The 24818-nt window shown below is 66.2% G+C and carries 22 protein-coding genes and 2 tRNA genes; 12 read left to right on the forward strand and 12 right to left on the reverse strand.

What is annotated here, in order from left to right; all coding sequences use genetic code 11:
- Window positions 1–37 precede the first annotated feature (37 nt).
- The 4 genes from ppsR to LF41_RS09355 all read left to right on the forward strand — a co-directional run bounded on the left by ppsR (window position 38) and on the right by LF41_RS09355 (window position 1737).
- Window positions 38–859: a posphoenolpyruvate synthetase regulatory kinase/phosphorylase PpsR gene (gene ppsR, locus LF41_RS09340; RefSeq protein ID WP_036168908.1), complete on the forward strand. Its 822-nt coding sequence runs from the start codon at window positions 38–40 to the stop codon at window positions 857–859.
- A 123-nt stretch (window positions 860–982) separates the two neighbouring features.
- Complete coding sequence (locus LF41_RS09345) at window positions 983–1471, forward strand: DUF1249 domain-containing protein (protein ID WP_036168910.1); 489 nt, start codon at window positions 983–985, stop codon at window positions 1469–1471.
- An 88-nt stretch (window positions 1472–1559) separates the two neighbouring features.
- Window positions 1560–1635 (forward strand) — tRNA-Ala (locus LF41_RS09350).
- Between the two features lie 26 nt (window positions 1636–1661).
- Window positions 1662–1737: transfer RNA gene (locus tag LF41_RS09355), tRNA-Glu, on the forward strand.
- A gap of 422 nt (window positions 1738–2159) precedes the next feature.
- Here the strand turns inward: LF41_RS09355 and LF41_RS09360 are convergent.
- From LF41_RS09360 to ald, 10 genes are all read right to left on the reverse strand, one after another.
- Complete coding sequence (locus LF41_RS09360; protein WP_036168912.1) at window positions 2160–5186, reverse strand: tyrosinase family protein; 3027 nt, start codon at window positions 5184–5186, stop codon at window positions 2160–2162.
- Window positions 5187–5342: 156 nt separating this feature from the next.
- On the reverse strand, window positions 5343–5729 hold the full coding sequence (locus LF41_RS09365) for a hypothetical protein (protein WP_152599967.1): 387 nt from the start codon (window positions 5727–5729) through the stop codon (window positions 5343–5345).
- A 209-nt stretch (window positions 5730–5938) separates the two neighbouring features.
- A complete protein-coding gene (locus LF41_RS16150; protein ID WP_052116295.1) occupies window positions 5939–8038 on the reverse strand; it encodes a sensor domain-containing diguanylate cyclase in 2100 nt (699 codons plus the stop codon).
- A 61-nt stretch (window positions 8039–8099) separates the two neighbouring features.
- Window positions 8100–8666, reverse strand: a complete 567-nt coding sequence (locus LF41_RS09375) for a hypothetical protein (protein WP_036168917.1) — start codon at window positions 8664–8666, stop codon at window positions 8100–8102.
- A gap of 71 nt (window positions 8667–8737) precedes the next feature.
- Window positions 8738–9136, reverse strand: a complete 399-nt coding sequence (gene crcB / locus LF41_RS09380; protein ID WP_036168919.1) for a fluoride efflux transporter CrcB — start codon at window positions 9134–9136, stop codon at window positions 8738–8740.
- Window positions 9133–10314 carry an MFS transporter gene (locus tag LF41_RS09385; RefSeq protein ID WP_036168921.1) on the reverse strand — a complete coding sequence of 394 codons (1182 nt, stop codon included), beginning with the start codon at window positions 10312–10314 and terminating at the stop codon, window positions 9133–9135. The genes crcB and LF41_RS09385 overlap by 4 nt, the downstream gene beginning before the upstream one ends.
- Window positions 10314–11681, reverse strand: a complete 1368-nt coding sequence (locus tag LF41_RS09390) for a replication-associated recombination protein A (protein ID WP_036168923.1) — start codon at window positions 11679–11681, stop codon at window positions 10314–10316. Before LF41_RS09390 ends, LF41_RS09385 begins: the two co-directional genes overlap by 1 nt.
- Window positions 11682–11697: 16 nt before the next feature.
- Window positions 11698–12315, reverse strand: a complete 618-nt coding sequence (gene lolA, locus LF41_RS09395) for an outer membrane lipoprotein periplasmic chaperone LolA (RefSeq protein WP_036168925.1) — start codon at window positions 12313–12315, stop codon at window positions 11698–11700.
- Between the two features lie 76 nt (window positions 12316–12391).
- Window positions 12392–14734 carry a DNA translocase FtsK gene (locus LF41_RS09400; RefSeq protein ID WP_036168927.1) on the reverse strand — a complete coding sequence of 781 codons (2343 nt, stop codon included), beginning with the start codon at window positions 14732–14734 and terminating at the stop codon, window positions 12392–12394.
- A gap of 66 nt (window positions 14735–14800) precedes the next feature.
- Window positions 14801–15868: an alanine dehydrogenase gene (gene ald / locus LF41_RS09405; protein ID WP_036168929.1), complete on the reverse strand. Its 1068-nt coding sequence runs from the start codon at window positions 15866–15868 to the stop codon at window positions 14801–14803.
- A 131-nt stretch (window positions 15869–15999) separates the two neighbouring features.
- Here ald and trxB point away from each other — a divergent pair, with 131 nt between their 5' ends.
- From trxB to infA, 4 genes are all read left to right on the forward strand, one after another.
- On the forward strand, window positions 16000–16953 hold the full coding sequence (trxB, locus tag LF41_RS09410; RefSeq protein WP_036168931.1) for a thioredoxin-disulfide reductase: 954 nt from the start codon (window positions 16000–16002) through the stop codon (window positions 16951–16953).
- Window positions 16922–18085: a GNAT family N-acetyltransferase gene (locus LF41_RS09415; protein ID WP_084073511.1), complete on the forward strand. Its 1164-nt coding sequence runs from the start codon at window positions 16922–16924 to the stop codon at window positions 18083–18085. The genes trxB and LF41_RS09415 overlap by 32 nt, the downstream gene beginning before the upstream one ends.
- Window positions 18082–18819: a leucyl/phenylalanyl-tRNA--protein transferase gene (gene aat, locus LF41_RS09420; RefSeq protein ID WP_202594035.1), complete on the forward strand. Its 738-nt coding sequence runs from the start codon at window positions 18082–18084 to the stop codon at window positions 18817–18819. The genes LF41_RS09415 and aat overlap by 4 nt, the downstream gene beginning before the upstream one ends.
- Before the next feature lie 94 nt (window positions 18820–18913).
- A complete protein-coding gene (gene infA / locus LF41_RS09425; protein WP_036168934.1) occupies window positions 18914–19132 on the forward strand; it encodes a translation initiation factor IF-1 in 219 nt (72 codons plus the stop codon).
- 58 nt (window positions 19133–19190) lie between these two features.
- Here infA and clpA read toward each other — a convergent pair whose 3' ends face one another.
- Window positions 19191–21461 carry an ATP-dependent Clp protease ATP-binding subunit ClpA gene (gene clpA, locus LF41_RS09430; protein ID WP_036168936.1) on the reverse strand — a complete coding sequence of 757 codons (2271 nt, stop codon included), beginning with the start codon at window positions 21459–21461 and terminating at the stop codon, window positions 19191–19193.
- Window positions 21462–21580: 119 nt separating this feature from the next.
- Window positions 21581–21901: an ATP-dependent Clp protease adapter ClpS gene (gene clpS, locus LF41_RS09435; protein WP_036168938.1), complete on the reverse strand. Its 321-nt coding sequence runs from the start codon at window positions 21899–21901 to the stop codon at window positions 21581–21583.
- Window positions 21902–22009: 108 nt separating this feature from the next.
- Here clpS and LF41_RS09440 point away from each other — a divergent pair, with 108 nt between their 5' ends.
- The 4 genes from LF41_RS09440 to hflD are packed head-to-tail and all read left to right on the forward strand — an operon-like array spanning window position 22010 to window position 24738.
- A complete protein-coding gene (locus LF41_RS09440; protein WP_036168940.1) occupies window positions 22010–22501 on the forward strand; it encodes a hypothetical protein in 492 nt (163 codons plus the stop codon).
- 1 nt (window position 22502) lies between these two features.
- A complete protein-coding gene (locus LF41_RS09445) occupies window positions 22503–22964 on the forward strand; it encodes an NUDIX hydrolase (RefSeq protein WP_036168942.1) in 462 nt (153 codons plus the stop codon).
- 14 nt (window positions 22965–22978) lie between these two features.
- Window positions 22979–24103 (forward strand): tRNA 2-thiouridine(34) synthase MnmA, encoded by a 1125-nt coding sequence (gene mnmA, locus LF41_RS09450; protein WP_036168945.1) that lies wholly within the window; start codon window positions 22979–22981, stop codon window positions 24101–24103.
- A complete protein-coding gene (hflD, locus tag LF41_RS09455; RefSeq protein ID WP_036168947.1) occupies window positions 24100–24738 on the forward strand; it encodes a high frequency lysogenization protein HflD in 639 nt (212 codons plus the stop codon). The genes mnmA and hflD overlap by 4 nt, the downstream gene beginning before the upstream one ends.
- Window positions 24739–24818 lie beyond the last annotated feature (80 nt).

A 24818-nucleotide genomic window follows, 5' to 3' on the forward strand; every position in this document is an offset into this window, starting at 1 on the left:
CGGTATTTTACAGTCCCCGTGTCACTACTGCCTGCACATGACCCAGACCCGCCCGGTCTTCTACGTCTCCGACGGCACCGGCATCACGGCCGAGACCATCGGCCACAGCCTGCTGACCCAGTTCGCGGACACGCGGTTCACCACCGACCGCATCCCGTTCGTCGACACCGCCGAGAAAGCCCGCGAGGCCTCGCACCGCATTCGTGAGGCCGGCGAGGCCGCCGGGCTGCGGCCCATCGTGGTCAACTCCTGCGTCGACAACGAGCTCTATCGGATCCTGGCCGAGAGTGGCGGGCTGATGCTCGACATCTTCGCGCCCTTCATCGAGCCGCTGGAGCGGGAGCTGGGCGAGCAGCGCAAGCTGCGGGTAGGGCAGGCGCACGGCATGGTCGATTTCGAGGCCTACCACCGCCGCATCAACGCGATGAATTACGCGCTGACGCACGACGACGGCATCAGCATGGATTTCGACGATGCAGAAGTGATCCTGGTCGGCGTGTCGCGGGCGGGCAAGACGCCCACCTGCGTGTATCTGGCGCTGCATTACGGTATCTGCGCGGCCAACTATCCGCTGACCGAAGACGATCTGGAGGCCGATCGCCTCCCGGACAAGTTGCGCGCGCATCGCCACAAGTTGTTCGGCCTGACGATCGACCCGACGCGCCTGCACCAGATCCGCCAGGAACGCCGGCCCAATTCGCGCTACGCGCAGTTCGACACGTGCAAGCGCGAAGTGGCGCAGGCCGAACACATCTTCCGCAACGAACGGCTGACGACGTTGAGCACCACGCACACGTCCATCGAGGAGATCGCCGGCAAGGTGCTCACCACGCTGGGCATCCACCGGGTGATGTTCTGACAGCGTGAATCCAAGGGCCTTTTTTCGAGACGTTTTGCGGCCGTTGGGAAAGTAAAACGTTAGGCCTGCAAATGCGCGCCGTCAATGCTGCGCGCATGGGGATCGGGCGTGTAGGATCGGGCCATGAGCAGACTCGCACCACGCACCACGCGCATCCCGAAATTGAGCCGCTTCGGCTGGCTGATGGGGCTGTACGCGGAGAACCACGTGCGCCTGGTGCGCCTGTTCGAACCGCAGGACCTGCCGGTCGGCCGCTACGTCTCCAGCGTGGGCGACGGCCTCGACGTCATCCTGGATGTCGTCGAGCGCCATGCCTACACGGTGGAACTGCGATTGAGCTACGCCATGCACGACCCGGTAACCGGCCAGCCGGATCCGTCGGCGCACCTGCGCCTGTATCGCGATGCGCAGCAGGTGGAGGCCACGCACTGTTACGTCGGGCGGCGCTGGCAGGACGTCATCGGCATGTATCCGCCGCCGGAAGAAGTCGTTTGCCATCGGCTGCGGATGAACACATTCCTGGGCAAGTGGATCCAGTACCTGGCAGAGCAGGGCCACGGAGCGGCCACGCTGGTGCGCCTGCCGACCGAATCGGTCGTGATCGCGGCCTGAGTCGACGCATCGCTTCCGCATCGTCGGCGTTTCAAAAAAGTGTTGACGGTCTCCGGAGTGGACCCTAAACTTGCCGGCTTCCAGCAGTGGGGCCATAGCTCAGCTGGGAGAGCGCCTGCATGGCATGCAGGAGGTCGCCGGTTCGATCCCGGCTGGCTCCACCAAAAAATTCAAGTTGCAAACAGCTACTGTCCCCATCGTCTAGAGGCCTAGGACATTACCCTTTCACGGTAGCGACCGGGGTTCGAATCCCCGTGGGGACGCCAATCAAAACCCGCTGACTCGTCAGCGGGTTTTTTTTGCGCCGCGATTTACTGCGGAACGAGCGCGAACGAAATTCGGCAAGACGCGAACGCGCCGACGGCGGATCAACGTTCCATCCAGGGCGCGGTCCATGCCTGCAAAGTCGATCGCGCGAATGCCGCAACGGCAACCAATCGCAGCGTAAGAGCAGTGCGTGTCAACGCGTCGCTTCGAGGGAGTCCAGTGGCGCCGGAGCCGTGCCAGTACACGTTCGGTCCTAGTTCGCACGGAAGATGCATTATGCGAAGTTTCGTATAGGGATATCAGCGGGTTCTCCTTGCGGCTCCCGCCTCTCCTCCGGCCAGCAATCTGAGTGAAACCAGAGGCTTGAGGCTTCCACCTCAAGCCTTTTGGCTCCCAACATCAAGTTCGTTCATGCGTACCGCTACTTCGCACTCCGGTGCGGGCCCACGTGGACGTGGGTGCTCGCGTCGCTGACTTCGCCGCGGTCGTCGGTCACAACGACCCGGACGATTCGGTGTTCGGTTTCGGGGACCTGCACGGTGACCTCGAATGGCGGCGCGGTCTTCGTGCCCACTGGCTGGAAGTTCGCGACGAACAGGTCGCTGTCTGCCAGGAAGAACTCGACGGACTTGATCTGACCGTCGTCGTCCCTGGCATCCGCCGACAGGATCACGGTACCGGGCGCGTCGCCTGGCCGTGCTTGCATGCTGACCACCGGCGGCAGGTTTTCGACGCCAACAACCAGCTTGTCCTCGACCGTCGACAATCCCTCGGCGTCTTCCGCCACCACGCGCAGGCGTTGCGGGCCCAGTCCCGGGGTCCATTCGAAGGTATTGGCGCCCGCCTCCGTTTGCACGGGTTTGTCATCGACGAACAGCGTGACTTTGCGAATCTCGCCATTCGGGTCCACCGCGTCGACGTTCAACTTCAACGGCTGACCCGCGTGCACCAGGGCGTCTTGAAGCATCATCCGCACGCTCGGCGGTTCCGATGCAACCGCGCGGTTGGCGGCGAGCGATGCGTCGAAAACCAGGTCGTCCAGCGCGTTGTCGTTGAACTGATGCACCTCGACTGCGAGTACGTTGGGGCCTGCGTGCAGCAGATCGGGCGGTAGGCGCACCGGAAAATACGCGAGCTCCGCAGCGCCCGTGACCGGCTTGAGCGCTTGCTTGTCGAAGTTGGCGCGATGCACTTCGCGGCCATTGAGGTACACGACGGCGCCGTCATCGGCACGCAGGCGCAGCGTCAGGTCGCGTAGCAAACGCGGATCTTCGATGTCGAACCGCTTTCGGAAATACGCAACTCGCGTCCCTGCGGCGACGGCCGACATCGCTTCCACGTCCGGTGCGAAGCCTAGCGGTGCCGGCGCTTCCTGCCATTTCGCGTCGTCGTAATCGAGTGCGGCCCAGTCGCCAGGCGGTTGGTCGAACGTCGCATGCCGCCAAATGCTGCGTTCCTTGACCAGGTTGAGTTGTGATACGTCCAGCTGGAATCGCACGCCGCCGACCATCGCTTCGCCGGCGGCGCCATCCGTACGTCTTTGCACGACGTCGAACAGCAACGGCGCCTTCATCGGCTTGTAGTTGCGACGCAGATGGAACACGACCCGCAGCGGGAACCGCTCGCCCGGCTTCAAGGCGATTCCGTTCAGCACATCGTCCGTGCCCTTCAATCGCAGGAACGCGAAATCCTTCGGCGCACCGCGAATCCCCTGCGCCTCCCGCGCATTCACCCTGCCCTGTGTGCCCTGCCCCTGCAGGCGACGGAACAGTTCCGTCGGCATGCCCACCTCGATCGCCTGCACGTAACGTCCGAACGCCGCGTACCGCTGTGGAACTTCGCGGAACAACAGATCGGCCATCATCTCGCCGTCGGTGTCGTTCGCGATCAGCATCGACATCGCCGCCATCGTGCCGGTGAAGTCGTCGACGACCTGGATGTTCTTCCACGCCAGGTTGTTGCCGTTGCGCACGTTGGCGTTGATGTCCGTCGTTTCGCTGGTCGCGATCGGCGTCACGCGGCCCAGCAGACAGAAATGATGCTCGTCGCCGAGACATGCGTAATGCGCGGGATTCGGCGGATACCACGGAATCTCGAGGATGACCGCCTGGCCTGCCGGGATGACAGGGATCGTCAGCGGCGCGGTGTCGTACACAGGTGGCGTCAGCACCGAGCGATCGAAACTCGTCTTCGTCACGATGAAGCCTGTGCCGCTCGTCCACGGATCGATGGCCGAGCCGGTCGGCACGGTGCCGTTCCAAGGTCGCAAGCCCCCCGTCAGCACCGGCGCGGTCGCCGATGTGCCATATGCCGTCGCGCCTTCGAATCGCGCCGTGTTGGCGCGCTGCCACCGCGCCCACAATTCGTCGACCTTGCCGTGCAACAGGAAGAAGAACGGATCGCGTGCTGCCGTCGCGGCGACCGCCATCGAACCGCCCGTGCCGCCGATGTAGTTGTGGTTCGTCTTGTGGTTCGGCGCGTTCTCCAGCTGGAAGCTGAAGTTCTCGGAAGCGACGCTGCCGCGATAATTGTCCCAGCCCAACTGCGTCGCATCGGAATTGGTGCCCGGCGATCCCGCACTGAGGTTGCGAACGACCGTCGCGCTTTCCGACGTGTGCGGCTCCAGGGCCGGCGACAACGGCGCGCCCATTCCGGTGCCACCGGTGCCGCGTCCGGAATTGCCCATGAAGCTCGACGTGTAGAGATTCACGCCGCCGGTGCTCGTCGGGTCCTGCGTCCATTGCCAGTACATCAATTTGACGCGCGGATCGGCCTCCTGCAGCAGCAACTCCAGACGATTGATGAACTCGCGATGCCACGGCAGGAAACCTGCGTTGTCGTGTTCCGGCGCACGCACGTGGACTTGTTGTTGCTTGGTCCAGTAGTTGTAGCCGGTGAGCAATGCGAACGCCGGCGTGGTGGCGATCTCGATGTAGGCATCCCGCAGGCGCGTCCGTTCGGCAGCGCTGGCAGTGGCCGCATTGACGCGCGGCTTGGTGATCTCCGCACCCATCATGCGGTCGGCGCCACACACCGTGGTGTAGGCGTCGACCCAACTGTTCGGCCATGCCAATCCGGACGACGCTTTCGCCCAGTACAGATGCAACTGCTCGGTGCCGCTCGACGCCGTCGTTCCACGGTTCCGCACGCGCACGTACACATAGTTCGGCAACCCGTAGCGCGGATCGCGATATTCCGGATTCTGGTGCGCCGCTGGCGTCCATGGCGGCGACGCGGGATTGAACGGTGTCGGCCGCCAATTGGGATCCGGGCTCGTGCGCACCCAGATGTCTTCCGAAATCCACATCGGCCCGGTATCGGGATTGGGTTGCGCGCCGGTATCGGCCGGCGTGTCGCGGATGTAGAGATCCGCTTGGGCGAACGCTGCGTTCGACGCGCACAGTGCAAGCGCGACGATCACGCCGCGCTGCAATCTCGTGACCTTCATGGCCAACCTCCTTGGCGGCCCCTGCAAGAGGGATGACGCAAGGAGTCGCCCGGATGGGTCACGTATTCAGCAAATCATTCGCGATCGTCGCTGCCCGATACCAATAGAACACCGCCCGCCACCCGTAAACGGCACGGCCAGGAGGTCAGTCATCGATCACACCCCCTTGCATGCGGCCTGCACTTTATCGCCCAACGCGCGGAGTTGCTCGAAGGTGCGCTCGAGGCCCAATCCATCCAGCACGCGTTGCTCTTCCGCGCGCGCGGCGACGCAGGCTTGGCGTTGACGGGTACGCTTGTCGGCCTTCGCAGGCTTGGCCCCTCCCCCGCCGGACTTTGTCGATTTCGGCTTCGCGTTCTTCGCCGCCTTCGGCTTCTCTTCGCTTCCCTCCCCTACCCGCGACTCGGGCAGTGCGATCGTCCTCGTCAGCCGGCTGCCTGCGGCGCACGCTGTGTCCTGATAGGACACGGCGCCGTCGGAAGACACGCAGCGGAACAATTCGGACGAGGAGAGAAGCAACACCCACCACGGCAATCGCTGCATGTCGGCATCCATTCCGATCGAAAGGAGTGATGGCGGCGGGCGCCCGCTGCCGGAGTCGGCGAATCTCCGGTTCTTGGGGGCATCGCGGGATCAGCGGGGCGCCGCCGCCATCGGTGTCCAGAATGCCGATGCGCAGACGCGAGCGCAGTCAGCCAATCCCGCATCGTGTCGTCAGATTTCCCCGAATCGCGTCGCGCCAACCCGGCCGATCAATCCTCGATCACGCGCCAGGTGTTCCGCCCCGCCGCCTTCGCCTCGTACAACGCTTTGTCGGCCAAGGCGATCAATGCATTCGCGGACGCCGCCTGCAGGACGAACGCGATTCCGATGCTCGCGCCGAACGACAACGCCGCCCCTTCGAACACCACCGGTGCCTGCGACACCGCCAGGATCTTCCCCACCACGACTTCGGCGTCTTCTACCGCGCGCGCATCTTCGATCAACACGACGAACTCATCGCCGCCCAATCGGGCCACCACGTCGACGTCGCGCACGCACGCGGTCAATCGCTCCGCGAACGCCTGCAACACCGCATCGCCCGCCGGATGCCCATGCGTATCGTTGATCGCCTTGAACTTGTCGAGATCCAGCGACATCAACACCAGCGGCGTGCCCTGTCGGCGCGACCGCGCGATCGCATGTTCAAGACGCTCATCGAACTGCCGCCGATTCCCCAACCCCGTCAACGTATCCACGCGCGCGAGCTTCGCCAGCGCCTGCTCGGCTTCCTTCAACGGCGTGATGTCGAACGTCAGCGCATAGAAACCACGATTGCTGCCATCCGGCGCGTTATCCGGCACGAAATGCGATTGCAGATAGCGCCCCGCCGACGATCCGCTCGGCTCGCGCTCGAACTTCTGCTCCTGCCCTTCCAGGGCACGATGGATGAAGGGCGCCCACTCGTCATAGGCCTCCTCGCCCCGCGCCTCGCGGATCGTGCGCCCCAACAGCTCGTCGGGTTTGCGCCCGAACAAGCGCTCGTAATACGCATTGATGAAGGTGTACCGCTCCTCGGCGTCGATATGGACGATCAACGCCGGCATGTTGTCGGCCACCGCACGCAGGCGCGACTGGCTTTCATCGAGCGCCGCCAGCGCCTGCATCCGCTTGCTGATGTCGCGCGCCGATGCCACGAGCTCCCACGGCGAATCCGGGTCGCCGCTTTCCACGCGCTCGGCAGCCACCTCGACCCAGATCTCGTACCCCGCCTTGTGCAGGATGCGAAACGTCACCGGCTCGCTGACGCCCGTCGCCGCGATGCGCTGGAAAGCCGCCGACGCTTCCGGGATGTCCTCGGGGTTCACCAGGTCCCAACGCGCGCGCAGGAATTCCTCCGGCTCATACCCGAGCACATGCCGGATCGCCGGAGACACATAAGAGGGCGCGCCTTCCGCCGACATGCGCACGACCAGGTCGCGCGAGAAATCCGCCAGCGTGCGGTACCGAACCGCCAGGCGCCGCCGTTCCGACAACCCTGTCGCCACCGGGAACGCGAGCATGCATGTCGCCGCGACGAACAATTGCAGCAGCAACGTCCGCTGCAACAACGACGCACCCGAGACCAAGGCGAATGGCCCCGTCTCCAGCGCCGTCGCCACGCCGCTCATCACCGCGATGATGACCGTCGCGCCGACCACGCCCGCGAACCCGTGCCGGAACACCACCAGCATCAAGGGCACGAACACGAGGAACAGCAACGGCAACCGTTCCTGCATGAACACGACCGCGCACACACCGATCAGCGCGCCCATGCACAGCGCGTAATCGACGTGCCGGCCCGGCCGCCCGATGATCCACCGCCCCTCGCGCCGCGCGACGACAACGAGCGTCGCCACGATCACCATGCCGATGACGTGCGCCGTGTACCAAGTGAGGAACACCTCGCCGAAGGACGCGCCGCCGCGCAAGGCGTTGATCGACGCGGCGAGCAATGCCGAAATCGCGCACGCGACCAGCGTCGACGTCGTGGCGGTGAACGCCAGCGTCAATAGCCGCGAGGCATCGGTGATGTCCGGCACGCGCACCCGGATCGCCCCGGCGATGCATGCGATTTCCAGCACGTTGGCCAGCGAGTTGCCGACCGATGGCACGAGCGCATCGCCGTGCAACATGCGCGCGACGAACTCGCCGATCCACCCGGCCGCGATGAACCAGCGCCAAGCCCGCGTCGGCACGAAGAGCAACACGCCGACGACGATGCCGTTGGCGATCCACACCGACGACACGCTGCCCGCGACGCGCGTCAGGTCGATCGCGATCCACGCGAACACCGCGGTGGCGATCGCGAGCAACAGCAGGCGGCCCGGCATCCCGGGCCACCGCTGTGAATGCACTGCCGTCGCCATCACGTGCGCAACGCTTGCGAAAGAATCAGCGCCCTCGCCCCAGCCACCAGGCGATCGGCGCACTGGCGATCAGCAAGCCCAGGCCCGAATCGAGCAACGCACCGACGGTGAAATCCATCGGGAAGCGATACCAATTCCAGTACGGCACGCTGGTGGCCAACCACGCCAACACGCCGAGCACGCCGCCCATCAACACGCGCCGGCCGAACGACACCGGCGCCATCGCGAGGATCCAAGCGGCGAGCAACCCGATCAGCACGTCGTTGACGAACTGCTTCGTCAGCGCCGGCCCCATCGTCTGCAGGTTCTGGTTCGGCGTCGGGTCCCACACCACGAAGGCCGATGGCGCGTCCTTGTACTTGGTGGTGAAGGCGTTCATCGCCTCCTTGTCCTGCCACATCGCCGGGTCCATGCCCGGGATCATGTAGACGCCCGCACCCTTGTCGGTGCTGGCCCGCAACGCGGTCATCGCCGAGTCCTGGTTGCTGGCGACCTTCATGCCCATTTCGCCGATGGGCAGCACGACGTGGGCGACCACGCCCCACAGGAACAACACGATTCCGCCGATCAAACCGGCGACGAAGATCCGCATGGCCGTCCCCTTCCGATGCGCGGCGGATGCCGCATCGGCGAGGATGCACCCGGGCACGGCCCCGCGGCAACTCAGTACGGCGGGCGAATCCACGTCGCGGTGCGTGCGCCGAGCCACACCAGCACCAAGCCTGCGACCAGTGTCACACCGAGATACAGCAACGCCTGGTCGCTGCGATGCGAGCGTGCGAACAGCAGGCATTCGAGCATCAACGCCGAATACGTCGTCAGCCCGCCGAGGAATCCGACGATCACGAACGCGCGCCAATACAGCGCCGACGGCCCGCGCGCCTCAAGCCACACCGCGATGAAGCCCACGAGATACGCACCGACGAGATTCGCGGTGAGCGTGCCCCACGGCATCGAATCACCGAAGCGCCGCAACATCGCCCCACCCACCCAGAACCGCCCGGCGGCGCCGAGCGCGCCACCGGCCATCACCAGCATCAACTGCGTCCACCAACTGCTCATGCGACCCCCTCTTCCGGGCGTGCCTGCAACGGCAACAACACGAGCCCGGCGCACACGGCGAGCGCCGCGCTCGCGCCGAAGGCCAGCATCGGCGCGCCGTTCTCCCACAACATGCCGAACATGGCCGATGCGGGCAGCAACAGCAAGCCGGTGACGAGGTAATACCAGCCGAACGCAGTGCCCGCACTGCGCGCCGGAATCAGATCGGCGACCAACGCGCGCTCGGCGCCTTCGATCGTTGCGGTCACCAAGCCATAGGCGGGAAACAACACCCACAACCAATGCCGGTCGATCGGCACGACGCCGAGCAACACGTACAGCAGTGCATAGCCCGCCCATCCCGAGAGGATCAGGCGCTTGCGCCCGATGCGGTCGGAGAGCGCGGACAACGGCGTCGATGCCAGCGCCGCCACCGCGGAGAAGGCGGCCCACAGCAGCGTGATTTGGCTTGCGCCGAGCCCGAGGTCCTGCGCGCGCAGCAGCAGGAACATGTTCGACGCGTTGCCGAGCGTGAACAGCCCGAGCGCGACGAGATATCGCCGATACGGCGCAGGCAGCGCGGTGAAACGCCAGTCGATCGGTCCGGTCGACTTCACCTGCGTAGGCGTCGGTTCGCGCAACCGCAACGCCATGATCAGCACGAATACCGCCGGCACGATCGCCAGCAAGAAGATGTGGCGCAAGGAGAATCCGGCAGCCAGCAACGCAGCGGCGATCAACGGGCCGATCACCGCGCCTGCGTTGTCCATTCCGCGATGCAGGCCATACGCGAGCCCGCGTTGCTCGGGGGCGACGCTCGCGGCGAGCATCGCGTCGCGCGGTGCCGAGCGCAGGCCCTTCCCCACCCGGTCGACGAAACGGAAGAACAACACGCCGAACCAGCTTGTCGCGATGCCGATCAACGGCCTTGCGATGCCCGCGAGTCCATAGCCGACGACGACGAAGGGTTTAATGCGTCGCATGCGATCGGCCAACGCGCCGGACGCGAGTTTCAGCAGACTGCTCGCGGCTTCGGCGACGCCTTCGATCCAACCGAGCGCTTTCGGCCCGGCCATCAGCACGCTCGCCACATACAGCGGCACGAGCGGGTAGATCATGTCGCTTGCCGCGTCGTTGAGGAGGCTGATCGCACCCAGCAGCCACACCGTGTTCGGCAGGCTGGCGAGGGCGCGACGCATCAGGCGTCGTTCCCGTCGGTGTCCGAGCGCGCTTGCGCACGCGCGGCGCGCAGTGCGTCGAGCTTCTCTTTCATGCGGCCTTCCAAGCCGCGGTCGGTCGGCGCGTAGTACACGCGTTCGCCCATCGCGTCGGGGAAACCGGTCTGGCCCAGGGCGATGCCGCCGGCGGCATCGTGGTCGTACTGGTAGCCCTTGCCGTAGCCAAGTTGTTTCATCAGCTTCGTGGGGGCGTTGCGGATGTGCATCGGGACGTCGAGCGTGCCGTATTCCTCGACGTCGCTGCGGGCCTGGTTCCAGGCCATGTAGGCGGCGTTGGATTTCGATGTCGTCGCGAGATAAATCGCGACTTGCGCGAGTGCGAGGTCGCCTTCGGGCGAGCCGAGGCGGTCGTAGGTGCCCCACGCATCGACAGCCATTTCCAGTGCGCGCGGGTCGGCAAGCCCGATGTCTTCGACCGCCATGCGCGTGAGCCTGCGCGCGAGGTAACTGGCGTCCGCGCCGCCATCCATCATGCGCGCCAGCCAATACAACGCGGCATCGGGATTGGAACTGCGCACCGACTTGTGCAGCGCGGAGATCTGGTCGTAGAACTGCTCGCCGCCCTTGTCGAAGCGGCGCGTGCGGTCGGCCAGCACCTGCGCGAGCGTCTGTTCGGTGATGGTGCCGCCCTCCCCCGCCAGGTCCGCCGCGATCTCCAGGAACGTCAGCGCGCGGCGGACGTCGCCGTCGGCGGCTTTGGCGATGAGCAGCAGTTGCTCCTGCGCGATGTGCAGATCGCGGTCGCCGAGGCCGCGCTCCTTGTCATCGAGCGCGCGTTGCAACGCGACGGCGATGTCTTCCGGCGACACCGATTCCATCACGTGCACGCGGCAGCGTGAGAGCAACGCGGAATTGAGTTCGAACGACGGGTTCTCCGTGGTCGCGCCGACGAACAGGATGGTGCCGCGTTCGATGTGCGGCAGGAACGCATCCTGCTGCGCCTTGTTGAATCGGTGCACTTCGTCCACGAACATCACGGTGCGCCGGCCTTCGCTGAAACGCAGTCCCGCTTCGGCGAGCACTTGCCGCACTTCGGGCAGGCCGACGAGCACGGCGGAGACCGCGCGGAATTCAGCGTCGGCGTACGTCGCGAGCAGTTGCGCGAGCGTCGTCTTGCCGCAGCCCGGCGGGCCCCAGAGGATCATCGAATGCACGCGGCCGGATTCGACCGCGCGGCGCAACGCCGTGCCCGGTGCGAGCAGGCGGCGCTGGCCGACCATTTCGTCGATCGTGCGCGGCCGCATCCGCTCGGCGAGCGGACGCAGCGCGTCGCGGTCGACGCTCAGGAGGTCGGGTTCGGGTATCGCGGGGGTTCGGGTTCGCGCCACGCCGCGATGATAACGATCAGCCGCCCGCGACGACGTCGACGCCCTTCGGCGGCGCGAAGGTGAAGGTGCCCTTCGCGAAGCTCGGGTTGCGCTTCCAGCTCGCGAAGCGCAGCTCGGTGCGCTGGCCCAGCGGGTCGACGATCCGCATCTGCTTGAGGCCCGCGTTGTCGAAGCCCAGGCGCGCGGTTTCGAAGCTGGCGTTCTCGGCGTTGCGCGGGCGCAGTTCGATCCAGTCCAGGCCGTCGGCGGCCGGGAGTTCCTTGACGAGGAATTCCTTGTCCAGGCGCGTCGGATCGATCAGCGCGGCGAGCGGCGAGCTTTGCTCTTCCACGCCCTGTGCGCGCTTGGTGACTTGCTTGAGGTCGGGGTCGTAGACCCACACGGCCTTGCCGTCGGCGACGATGAGTTGCTCGAACGGCTTGGCGTACTCCCAGCGGAAGTTGCGCGGCGCCGACATCGCGACGCGGCCGCTGGAGCTTTCCTTCTTCTTGCCGTTCGCATCGAAGACCTGCTGGGTGAACGTGCCGTCCAGCCCCTTGAGGTTTTTCGTGAACGCAGTGAGGTCGTCACGGCCGCCGGCATGGGCAGTGCCGGCGAGGAGCGCGGTGGTCAGGGCGAGCGTCAACAGGCGCATGGCGGGGTCCACTGGAATGCGATGAGCGGAGTCTGCCCGCGAATTGATGAATGGGGGATCACGCCCCTGCTCCGCATTACTTCGGCGGCGGCGGCGCGAGCACGCTGCGGTCGCCGTTGTGCTCCGGCGGCGTCACCACGCCCGCGGCTTCCATCGCTTCGATCAGGCGCGCGGCGCGGTTGTAGCCGATCTTCAACCGGCGTTGAACGCCCGAGATCGACGCACGCCGGGTTTCGGTGACGATGCGCACCGCTTCGTCGTACAGCGGATCGGATTCGTCGCCGCCACCACCGCCGGATTCCGGCAGGCCGGTCGCGCCGACCACCACGCCCTCGCCCAGCGTCTGCACTTCGTCCAGCACGCCTTCGATGTAATCCGGCGCGCCGCTGATCTGCTTCAGATGCTCGACGACGCGATGCACTTCCTCGTCGCTCACGAATGCGCCATGCACGCGCTCGGGCATTGCGGTGCCCGGCGGGAGATACAGCATGTCGCCGTGGCCGAGCAGCGTTTCGGCACCCGACTGGTCGAGGATGGTGCGCGAGTCGATCTTGCTCGACACCTGGAAGGCGATGCGCGTGGGGATGTTCGCCTTGATCAAGCCGGTGATCACGTCCACCGACGGGCGCTGCGTCGCGAGGATCAGGTGGATGCCTGCGGCGCGCGCCTTCTGCGCCAGGCGAGCGATGAGTTCTTCGACCTTCTTGCCGACGATCATCATCATGTCGGCGAATTCGTCGATGAAGATGACGATGAACGGCATCGTTTCCAGCGGACGCGGCGCTTCGCCGAGTTCCGGGTTCGGCTTGAACAGCGGATCCATCATCGGCTGGCCGGCGCCGATGGCGTCGGTGACCTTCTTGTTGAAGCCCGCGAGGTTGCGCACGCCGACCGCGGACATCAGCTTGTAGCGGCGCTCCATCTCCGCGACGCACCAACGCAGGCCGTTGGCCGCTTCCTTCATGTCGGTGACCACCGGTGCCAGCAGGTGCGGGATGCCCTGGTACACGGACAGTTCCAGCATCTTCGGGTCGATCATCAACATCCGCAGATCCTTCGCGGACGCCTTGTACAGCAGCGACAACACCATCGCGTTGACCGCGACCGACTTGCCCGAACCAGTGGTACCGGCGACGAGCAAGTGCGGCATGCGCGCAAGGTCCGCCACCGTCGGGCGGCCGGCAATGTCCTTGCCGAGTGCGAGCGTGAGCGGGCTGCCGCTCTTGTCGTATTCCTTCGAGCGCAGCAACTCGCTGAGGAAGATCATTTCGCGCGAAGTGTTGGGCGTTTCCAGGCCAACGACCGACTTGCCCGGGATGACATCCACCACGCGCACCGACTTCACCGACAGGCCGCGCGCGATGTCCTTGTCGAGCGAGGAGATCTGGCTGACCTTCACGCCCGGCGCGGGTTCGAGTTCGAAGCGCGTGATCACCGGGCCGGGATACGCACCGACCACCTGCGCGTCGATGCGGAAATCCTTGAGCTTGAATTCGATCTGGCGCGACAGCGTCTCGAGCGTTTCCTCGCTGTAACCCTTGGGCTGCGGCTTGGGATCGTCGAGCAAGGCGAGCGGCGGGAGGCCCGTGCCGTCGCCGGTGTGGAACAGCGGGATCTGCGTTTCGCGCTTGGCGCGGTCGCTCTTCTCGACGACGGGCGCCGGCGGTGGTTCGATCTTCACCGGCGCACGCTTGGCGCGCAGCTCGGTTTCGATCTTGCGGGTCTCTTCGCGTTCTTCGCGGAAGGCGCGCGCCTGCTGCCATTCGGCCGCCTGCTGCGTGCCGCGGCGGAACAGCGGCGGAATCTTGAGCACCCAACCGCCGATGCGGTCCATCACCGTCAGCCACGAAATGCCGGTGGCCAGCGTGGTGGAAATCAGCAGCAGCGCGACGAGGAAGAGATTGGCGCCCACCGGGCCGAACGCCTGGTAGAGCGAGCGGCCGACGAGCTGGCCGAGGATGCCGCCGCTGCCGGCCGAGAAGTCGGGGGCGGCGCCAATGCGCAGATGCAGGAAGCCGGTGGCCGACACGAGGAAGCCGACGATGCCGACCAGCCGCAACGCCGGGCCGAGGTCGGCTTCACCGTCCCCATCGCTGTCCATGCCGAACAGCGCGATCCAGGCGATGAGGCCGAGCATGATGGGCAGCAGGAACGCGACGTAGCCGCACAGCGACAGCATCACGTCCGCGATCCATGCGCCGACCACGCCGCCGAAGTTGTGCAGCGGCGCGGTGACGCTGCCGGAATCCGACCAGCCCGGGTCGTCAGGCGAGAAGGTCCACAGGCTCGCCATCAGGTAGACGAGCACCGGGGCGATGGCAATCAGCGCGAGGTCGCGCCACAGGCGCTGGCGGCGTGCGCCGCCGCCCGCGGCAGCCTGGGCCGCCGCGTTCTTGCGCTTGGTCTTCCCGCCTTCCATCGCCACCGGCCTTGCCGACACGTACGACCTGCCTTGAGGTGTATCCCCTAGGGCCTTGATCCTACGTCAAACTTTCATGTCCTGCAGCGCGGGATGCACGATCTTGCCGGCTTCGACGTTGATGCCGCGCACCAGCGCCTCGTTGGAGCGCCAGTTGCCCGAGGCCAGCTTGTTCACCCACGGCAGGATGGCCGCGCAGATGGCCTGCGAGGAGGTCTGCGGCACGGCGCCCGGCATGTTGGTCACGCAGAAGTGGGTCACGCCCTCCTCCACGTACGTCGGCTCCTTCCAGGTGGTCGGGCGCGAAGTTTCGAAGCAGCCGCCCTGGTCGATCGAGATGTCGACGACGATCGAGCCGTCCTGCATGCCCTTGAGCATTTCGCGCGTCAGTACGTGCGGCGCGCGGGCGCCGGTGACGAGCACGGCACCGACGACGAGGTCGGCCGTGGCCACTTCGCGCGCGACGACGTCGGCGTACGGATACAACGTGGTCACGTTGTTGCCCAGCTGCATCATTTCGTCCATGCGGTCCTGGCGCATTTCGAACACGACCACGTTCGAACCGCCCGCCGCGGCGAGCTCGGCCGACGCGCGGCCGGCCTTGCCGCCGCCGAAGACCACGACCTTGCCGCGCTCGGTGGACGGCAGGCCGCCGAGCAGCTTGCCCTTGCCGCCTTCGGGCTGGTGCAGCAGGTGCGTGCCGACCTGCACCGCGATCTTGCCGGCGATTACCGACATCGGCGCCAGCAGCGGCAGGTCGCCGTTGGGCAGCTCGACGGTTTCGAATGCGACGCCGGTCAGGCCGATGTCGAGCAGCTGGCGCGTGAGCTTGGGCTCGGCCGCCAGGTGCAGGTAGCAGAACAGCAGGTGATCCTTGCGCAGGTGCTTGAGGTCGCCTTCGATCGGCTCCTTCACCTTGACGATGAGCTCGCCCTTTTCGTACAGCGCGGCCGCATCCGGCGCGATCTTGACGCCGAGCTGGGTGTACTGCTCGTCCTTGAAGCCGCTCTTCAGGCCGGCACCCTGCTCCAGCCACACTTCGTGGCCACGCTTGACGAGGTCGCCCGCGGCGGCCGGCACCAGCGCGACGCGGCCTTCGAGGGTCTTGGTTTCCTTGGGGACGCCGATCCGCATTGCAGTGTTCTCTTCGTGGAAGGCGCAAGCGCCTTGTGTTGTCGTGGGGGCGCCGCCACTATTCCGCGACACGCGGCGGCTGTCGAAATCAGTCGCGCATCTTACGCGAAACCCCCACCGGACGCCCCTGCATGACCTCTGCGAAGCATTGCTCCCTGCTCATCCTCGGCTCAGGCCCTGCCGGCTGGACCGCCGCCGTCTACGCCGCGCGCGCCAACCTCAAGCCGGTCGTGATCACCGGCCTGCAGCAGGGCGGCCAGCTGATGACGACCACGGAAGTCGACAATTGGCCGGGCGACGCGCACGGGCTGATGGGCCCGGCGCTGATGGAGCGCCTGCAGGCGCATGCGGAACGCTTCGATACCGAAGTCATCTTCGACCACATCCACACGGCCGACCTCTCGCAGCGCCCGTTCCGCCTGAAGGGCGACTCGGGCGAATACACCGCCGATGCGCTGATCATCGCGACCGGCGCCACCGCGAAGTACCTCGGGCTGGAATCGGAACAGCAGTTCCTGGGCCGCGGCGTCAGCGCATGCGCGACGTGCGACGGGTTCTTCTTCAAGGACATGGACGTGGCGGTCATCGGCGGCGGCAACACCGCGGTCGAGGAAGCGCTGTACCTGTCCAACATCGCGCGCAAGGTCTACCTGGTGCACCGCCGCGACACGCTGCGCGCCGAAAAGATCATGCAGGACAAGCTCTTCGCGAAGGTGCAGGCCGGCAAGATCGAGCCGATCTGGCACCACGCCGTCGATGAAGTCCTCGGCAACGATGCCGGCGTGACGGGCCTGCGACTGAAGTCCACGCAGGATGGCGCCACGAAGCAGATCGACGTGCACGGCTTGTTCGTCGCGATCGGCCATACGCCGAACACCTCGCTGTTCGAAGGCCAGCTCGCGATGCACAACGGGTATCTCGAAATCCGTTCGGGCCTGTCCGGCATGGCGACGCAGACCTCCGTGCCGGGCGTGTTCGCCGCCGGCGACGTCGCCGACCAGGTGTATCGCCAGGCCGTGACGTCCGCAGGCTTCGGCTGCATGGCCGCGCTCGATGCCGAGAAGTTCCTCGACAAGGAAGGCTGAGGCATTGCCGGTGCACGCGCGCATCCTCGGCGCGCTGACCGATGTGCCTGCCGCGGCGTGGGACGCGTTGCACGACGGGCGCAACCCGTTCGTATCGCATGCGTTCCTCGCCGGGCTCGAGGAACAGCAATGCGTGCGCGCATCGCTCGGATGGACGCCCGCGCACCTGGCGGTGTTCGACGGCGACGCGCTCGTCGGCGCGGCGCCGGGGTATCGCAAGCGCAATTCGCATGGGGAATTCGTGTTCGACCATGCGTGGGCGCACGCATATGCGCAGCACGGGTTGTCGTATTTCCCGAAGTGGCTCGGCGCGGTGCCCTACTCGCCCGTCACCGGGCCGCGCTTGCTGGCGCGGGACGACGCGACGCGTGCGCTCCTGGCCGCGGCGATCATTGCGATCGCGCGCGAGGCCGGTTGGTCGTCTGCGCATGTCAACTTCCATCGCGCCGATGAGGCCGCCGCATTCGACGAGGCGTGGATCCCGCGCGTCGACGTGCAATACCACTGGGAGAATCGCGGCGGCTGGGCCGATTTCGACGCCTTCCTCGCGGCGATGGACCACAAGCACCGCAAGAACATCCGGCAGGAACGCGCGAAGGTCGCGCGCGCCGGCGTGCGGATGCGCGTCGTGCATGGCGATGAAACCAGCGACGACGACCTCGTGGCGATGTTCGGGTTCTACCTCCAGACCTTCAGCGAGTACGGCAACACACCGGCGCTGACCCTTGAATTCATTCGCCATTTGGCGCGCACGATGCCGCGCGCGTTGGTGCTGGTGCTAGCGGAACTCGAGGGCGAAACGATCGCCGGCGCGCTCTGCCTGCGCGGCGGCGACACGCTGTACGGGCGCTACTGGGGGTCGACGCGGCTCGTGCCCGGATTGCATTTCGAGACCTGCTACTACCAGGGCATCGACTACTGCCTGCGCGAAGGCTTGCGACGGTTCGAACCTGGCGCACAAGGCGAGCACAAACTCGCGCGCGGTTTCCTGCCGACGCTGGTGCACAGCCGTCACTGGATCGGCGAAGCGGATTTCGCCGAAGCGATCCGCAACTGGTGCGCGGACGAAAGCGTCTCGGTGCAGCACTACTTCGACGCACTCCAGGCGCATTCGCCGTTCCGCGCGCCGTGACGCATCGCATGCCCGCGCTGCTCGGTCCCGAGCCGGTGTTTCCCCCGGTCGAACTGGCGTTGCGCGAACCCGACGGCCTGCTCGCGGTCGGTGGAGATCTGTCGATCCCACGCCTGCTCGCAGCGTATCGGCACGGCATCTTTCCCTGGTACTCCGCGGGCCAACCGATCCTGTGGTGGTCGCCCGATCCGCGCATGGTGTTCCTAACCGAAGACGGCGTGCGCTTGTCGTCGAAGTTCCGGCGCGAGTTGCGGCGATCGGCGTGGTCGGTACGCGCCGACACGCGCTTCGCGGAGGTCATCGAGGCCTGCGCCAAAACGCCGCGCCCGGGCCAGCGCGGCACGTGGATCGTTCCGGCGATGCGCAAGGCGTACGGCGCGCTGCATGACGCCGGGCATGCGCACAGCGTCGAAGTGTTCGACGGTGATCGGCTGGTCGGCGGCCTCTACGGCGTGGCCGTGGGCGCGATGTTCTTCGCCGAAAGCATGTACAGCGGCGAATCGGGCGGATCGAAGGTGGCGTTGGCCGCCCTCGCCCATCGCCTGCGCGAATGGGGCTGGCCGTTGATCGATGCCCAGGTGGAGAACGACCACCTCGTGCGCATGGGCGCCCGGACGATGGCGCGCGAAGCGTTCATGCGCGTCGTGGGGTCGCAGGCGTCCGCAGACGAAGCGCCGGCCTCGTGGACCGAGCGCTTCGGCACGCTGGAAGCCGCCACCCTCTCCGCCGCCTGAACCCGGCGCTTGGCGCTCCTGAGCGGGACGTGCCAGAATGCCCGACTTTGCGGGCGGCTCCACGCCCCAATCACTGGTTCAAGTCAGGAAACGCATGGCCAAAGACGACGTCATCGAGTTCGAGGGTACGGTCACCGAAACCCTCCCGAACACCATGTTCCGGGTGAAGCTCGAGAACGGCCACGAAATCATCGCCCACATCTCCGGCCGCATGCGGAAGAACTACATCCGCATCCTCACCGGCGACAAGGTCAAGGTCGAAATGACCCCGTACGACCTGACCAAGGGCCGCATTACGTACCGTATGAAGTAAGCACCTTAAGTGCTTGAATGAAAAAGGCGACCCGAGGGTCGCCTTTTTCGTTTGACGGTCAAACCGTCACTGGCAGCAGCTTTTCCGGCTCCGGCTCGGCCTGGACATGCAGTTCCCCATCGACCACGTCGATGGACACCCTGCCGCCACCCACCAGCTTGCCGAACAGCAACTCGTCCGCCAGCGGCCGCTTGATCTTGTCCTGGATCACGCGGGCCATCGGGCGTGCGCCCATCAGCGGATCGAAGCCGTGCTGCGCCAGCCAGTCGCGCGCCGCCGGCGTGGCCGACAGCGACACGTTCTTCTCGTGCAGCTGCACTTCGAGCTCGATCAGGAACTTGTCGACCACGCGCAGGATGTGTTCGAAGCCCAGCGCCTGGAACTGCAACACCGCATCGAGGCGGTTGCGGAATTCCGGGCTGAAGCTGCGGCGGATCACTTCCATCGCGTCGGTGCTGTGGTCCTGCTTGGTGAAACCGATGGTCCGGCGCGAGGCCTGCGCGGCGCCGGCGTTGGTGGTCATCACCAGGATCACGTTCTTGAAGTTCGCCTCGCGCCCGTTGGTGTCGGTGAGCACGCCGCGGTCCATCACCTGCAACAGGATGTTGAAGATGTCCGGATGCGCCTTCTCGACTTCGTCGAGCAACAGCACGCAGTGCGGCGTCTTGACGATCTTCTCGGTGAGCAGGCCGCCCTGGTCGAACCCGACGTAGCCCGGAGGCGCGCCGATCAGGCGACTGACCGAATGCGGCTCCATGTACTCGGACATGTCGAAGCGCACGAGCTCGATGCCCAGTTGCAACGCGAGCTGGCGCGTCACTTCCGTCTTGCCGACGCCCGTGGGGCCGGAGAACAGGAAGTTGCCGATCGGCTTGTCGGGATTGCCCAGGCCCGAGCGCGCGAGCTTGATCGCCGAGACCAGCGTGTCGATCGCCGGATCCTGCCCGAAGATCACCATCTTCAGGTTGCGGTCCAGGTTCTTCAGCACATCCTTGTCCGACGCGCTCACCTGCTTGGTGGGGATGCGCGCCATCTTCGCCACGATCGTCTCGATTTCCTCGACGTCGATCAGCGACTTGCGAACGGCGGCGGGCAGCAGGCGCTGGCGGGCGCCGGCTTCGTCGATGACGTCGATGGCCTTGTCGGGCAGCAGGCGATCGCCGATGTGTTTCACCGACAGATCGACCGCGGCCTGCAACGCATCGTCGGCGTACGTCACGCCATGGTGCGATTCGTAACGCGGCTTGAGGCCCTGCAGGATTTCCACGGTTTCGCCCACCGTCGGCTCGACGATGTCGATCTTCTGGAAGCGACGCGCCAGCGCGCGGTCCTTTTCGAAGATGCCGCGGTATTCCTGGAAGGTGGTCGAACCGATGCAACGCAGTTCGCCCGAGGCGAGCACCGGCTTGATCAGGTTCGACGCATCCATCGTGCCGCCCGATGCCGAACCTGCGCCGATGATGGTGTGGATCTCGTCGATGAAGAGGATCGCGCCGGGGTGCTTCTTCAGCTGGGCGAGGACCGCCTTGAGGCGCTTCTCGAAATCGCCGCGGTACTTGGTGCCCGCGACCAGCGCGCCGAGGTCGAGCGCGTAGATCACCGCGTCGGCCAGCACTTCGGGCACGTTGCCTTCGACGATGCGCTTTGCCAGCCCTTCGGCGAGCGCGGTCTTGCCCACGCCGGCTTCGCCGACGTAGAGCGGGTTGTTCTTGCGGCGGCGGCACAGCACCTGGATGGTGCGTTCCACTTCGTCGGCGCGGCCGACCAGCGGATCGATCTTGCCGGCGAGCGCGAGGTCGTTGAGGTTGCTGGCGAATTCGGCGAGCGCATCGCCCTTGTGTTCGCCCTCCTCGCCCTGGCGTTCCTGTTCCTGCGACTGCGATTCCTCGCCTTCGCCGGTGCGGGTGATGCCGTGCGAGAGATAGTTGACGACGTCCAGGCGCGTGACGTCCTGCTGGTTCAGGAAATAGACGGCGTGCGAATCCTTCTCCCCGTAGATGGCGACCAGGACGTTCGCACCCGTGACTTCCTTCTTGCCCGAGGACTGCACGTGGTAGACGGCACGCTGCAGCACGCGCTGGAACCCCAGCGTGGGTTGCGTGTCGCGGCCGTCGTCGTCGGCCAGGCGCGCGACCGAGGTTTCGATCGCCTTTTCCAGCTCGTGGCGCAGGCGCGGGAAATCCGCGCCGATGGCCTTGAGCACGGCTTCGGCGGACGGGTTGTCGAGGAGCGCGAGGAGCAGGTGCTCCACGGTCATGAACTCGTGGCGGGCTTCGCGGGCCCGCTTGTAGCACTGGCCGATGGTCTGCTCGAGATCCTTGCTGAACATGTTGCGTGGCCTCCGACGGCTGGGCCCTGTTAGGTATCTGCGACCCTATATGGGGAACGCGGAATACCTTTTCCAGTGGCCTTGGTCAGGGCTTACCGATCATGGCCGTGCGCTCGTGTTTACGCCTTTTCCATCGTACACAGCAAGGGGTGCTGGTTGACCCTTGCATATTCATTCACTTGCGCCACTTTCGACTCTGCGACGTCGCGTGTGAACACTCCGCAGACGCCGCGGCCCCGGGTGTGCACGTGCAGCATCACCTGCGTCGCCTTTTCGAGGTTCATCGCGAAAAACCTCATCAAAACGTCCACGACGAAGTCCATCGGCGTGTAGTCGTCGTTGAGCAACAGGACCGAATAAAGGGGTGGACGCGCCGTCTCCGGCTTGCTGGTTTCCACCATCGCGCCGTGGTCGCGCTCGTGCTCGTGCTTTCGTGCCATGGGCGGGATTATACGGAGGGGCGCAAGACCATCGCCGTACGTCGGTTGGACGGACGGCGGGACGCGCCGTCACAATGCCGCGACCATCCCGGGGGAAACCATTTCCGCATGCGCGCCCATCTTCCGTTGTGCCTCGCCCTCGCCCTGCTTCCCCTCGCCGCCATGGCGGAGGAACCGGCGAAGGCCACCCCCGACCCCGCCCTGAAGGCGCAGCTCGAACGCCTCGGGATGAAGTACGAGGTCTCGGGCGACGGCGACTACAGCGTGGTGTTCAAGTACACCGACGACGGCGACCGCACGCAGTTGGTGTTCGTCCGCTCCGCCGTGGAAACCTACGGTTCGCACAAGATCCGCGAAGTGTGGGCGCCGGCGTACAAATCGCCGAACGGGACCATCCCGGAAACCGTGGCCAATCGCCTGCTGGAAGCCAGCGACGACCTCAAGCTGGGCGCGTGGTCGAAGTCCGACGGTTATGCGTTGTTCGTGGTGAAGATCCCCGCCGACGCCGGCGACGATGCCCTGGACGATGCGTTGCAGCTCGCCGGCGTCACCGCCGACGACATGGAAAACGAACTCACCCCCGGCAAGGACGAATTCTGACGTGAGCTACCGCGAAGGCCGGTTCTGGCAACCCGACGTGACCGTCGCGACGATCGTCGTGCGCGACGGGCGGTTGCTGGTGGTCGAGGAGCGGGTGAACGGAAAGCTGGTGCTCAACCAGCCCGCCGGTCACCTGGAGCCGGACGAAAGCCTGCACGACGCGGCGTTGCGCGAAACGCGCGAGGAAACCGGTTGGGATGTGCGCCTGACCGCGTTCGTCGGCGCCTACCAATGGAAGGCGGAGACCGGGCGCCACTACCTGCGCTTCGCCTTCGCGGCCGAACCGGAGCGGCACGATCCCGCGCGCCCGCTCGACACGGGAATCGAACGCGCCACCTGGATGACGCCGACCGAACTGGAAGCCGCGCGCGACCGCCATCGCAGTCCGCTGGTGTGGCGCGTGGTCGCCGACCACCTCGCAGGGCGCCGCCATCCGTTGTCGATGGTGCAGCAGTTGGCCTGATCGACGTGGACGCAATGCAATCGGTGCGCACCATCGTCGGCATGTCCGGCGGCGTCGATTCGTCGGTCGCCGCCCTGTTGTTGCGCGACCAGGGCGAGTCGGTCGCGGGGTTGTTCATGCAGAACTGGGCCGACGACGGCAGCGGCGATTGCCGCGCCGACGACGACCGCCGCGATGCGGTCGCCGTGTGCGGTCGCCTCGGCATCCCGATCCACTTCCGCGACTTTTCGAACGAATACTGGAATGGTGTGTTCCAGCATTTCCTCGACGAGTACGCCGCGGGCCGCACGCCGAACCCCGACGTGCTGTGCAATCGCGAGATCAAGTTCAAGCATTTCATCGACGCCGCCCACGCCCTGGGCGCCGAGCGCATCGCCACGGGCCACTACGCGCGCGTCGACCATGACGGCCCGCGCGTGCGCTTGCTGCGCGCCGTGGACCGGAACAAGGACCAGAGTTATTTCCTGCACCAGCTCGGGCAGGCGCAACTGGCGGCCACCTTATTTCCGCTCGGCCACCTGCCGAAGGACCAGGTGCGCGCCATCGCACGCGACGCGGCCTTGCCGACGCACGCGAAGAAGGATTCGACCGGCATCTGCTTCATCGGCGAACGCGACTTCCGCGAATTCCTCGCGCGCTACCTCCCTGCCCGGCCCGGCGAAATCCGCGATCCACGGGGGAACGTGGTCGGCGAACACCCCGGCGTGTTCTTCTTCACCCTCGGACAACGCGAAGGGCTGCACATCGGCGGCGTGCGCGGACGCGATCCCGCGCCGTGGTACGTCGTCGACAAACACGTCGACACCAACGTGCTGATCGTCGACCAGGGCAGTGAGAGCCCGCATCTGTATTCGTCCACGCTGTGGTCGGAGACCGCGCACTGGATCGCCGGCGCGCCGCCCGCGGGACGATTCGATTGCACCGCGCAGACGCGTTATCGGCAGAAGGATGAGCCGTGCACGGTGACGGTCGCCGACGACGGCACGCTGGCGGTACGCTTCGCCCGTGGCCAGCGCGCGGTCACGCCCGGCCAATCGCTGGTGCTGTACGACGGTGATGCGTGCCTCGGCGGCGCGGTCATCGCCCGCACGGATGCGCGGACCGAAGCGATGCTTTCGAAGGAGTTGCACGACGCATGAGCGCGAACCCCACACCGTCCAACACGATCGAAGAGCGCGTGCTCGCGCTCGCGGGCCTCGCGCAGGCCTTGCGCCAGGTGCGGCAGATCGCGGAGACCGGCCAGGCCGACACGGCCGTGTTGCAGACGGCGACCGACAGCGTGTTCCGCCTGGATGCCGACACGCCGGTCGAGGTGTACGGCGACGAGCGTTCTCTCGCGCCGGGCATGCAGTTGCTGCTCGACTATTTCACCAGCGCCACCGATGGGCGCGACGAACTCCTGCCCCGCCTGGCCTTCTCGGTGCTCCAACTCGAACGCCGCTTCGTGCGCGAAGGCGCCACGGCGCAGAAGGTGCAGGAAGGCATCGTGGCCATCGCACCCGACGCCACGCGCCTGGGCAGCACGCATCCCGACGTCCTCGGCGCGCTCGGCACGCTCTACGCCGACACCGTGAGCCACCTGCGCCCGCGCGTGATGGTGCAAGGCAATCCGCATTACCTCGGGCAGGCGGCCATCGTCTCGGAGATCCGGGCGGTGCTGCTCGCAGCGCTGCGCTCGGCCGTGTTGTGGCGCCAGTTGGGCGGCAGCTTCTGGGATTTCGTGATCCGCCGGCGCGCGATGGTGGCCGCCGTGCAGTCGCACCTGCGGCTCTGAACGGCGCGAAGCTGGGCGGGGACCCCCTCCTTCCGGCATAATTACGGGGCTCGGCGGCGCGGTTTCCGCGCTCGTCCCCC

Source organism: Lysobacter dokdonensis DS-58 (genome assembly GCF_000770795.1).
Lineage (GTDB): Bacteria > Pseudomonadota > Gammaproteobacteria > Xanthomonadales > Xanthomonadaceae > Noviluteimonas > Noviluteimonas dokdonensis.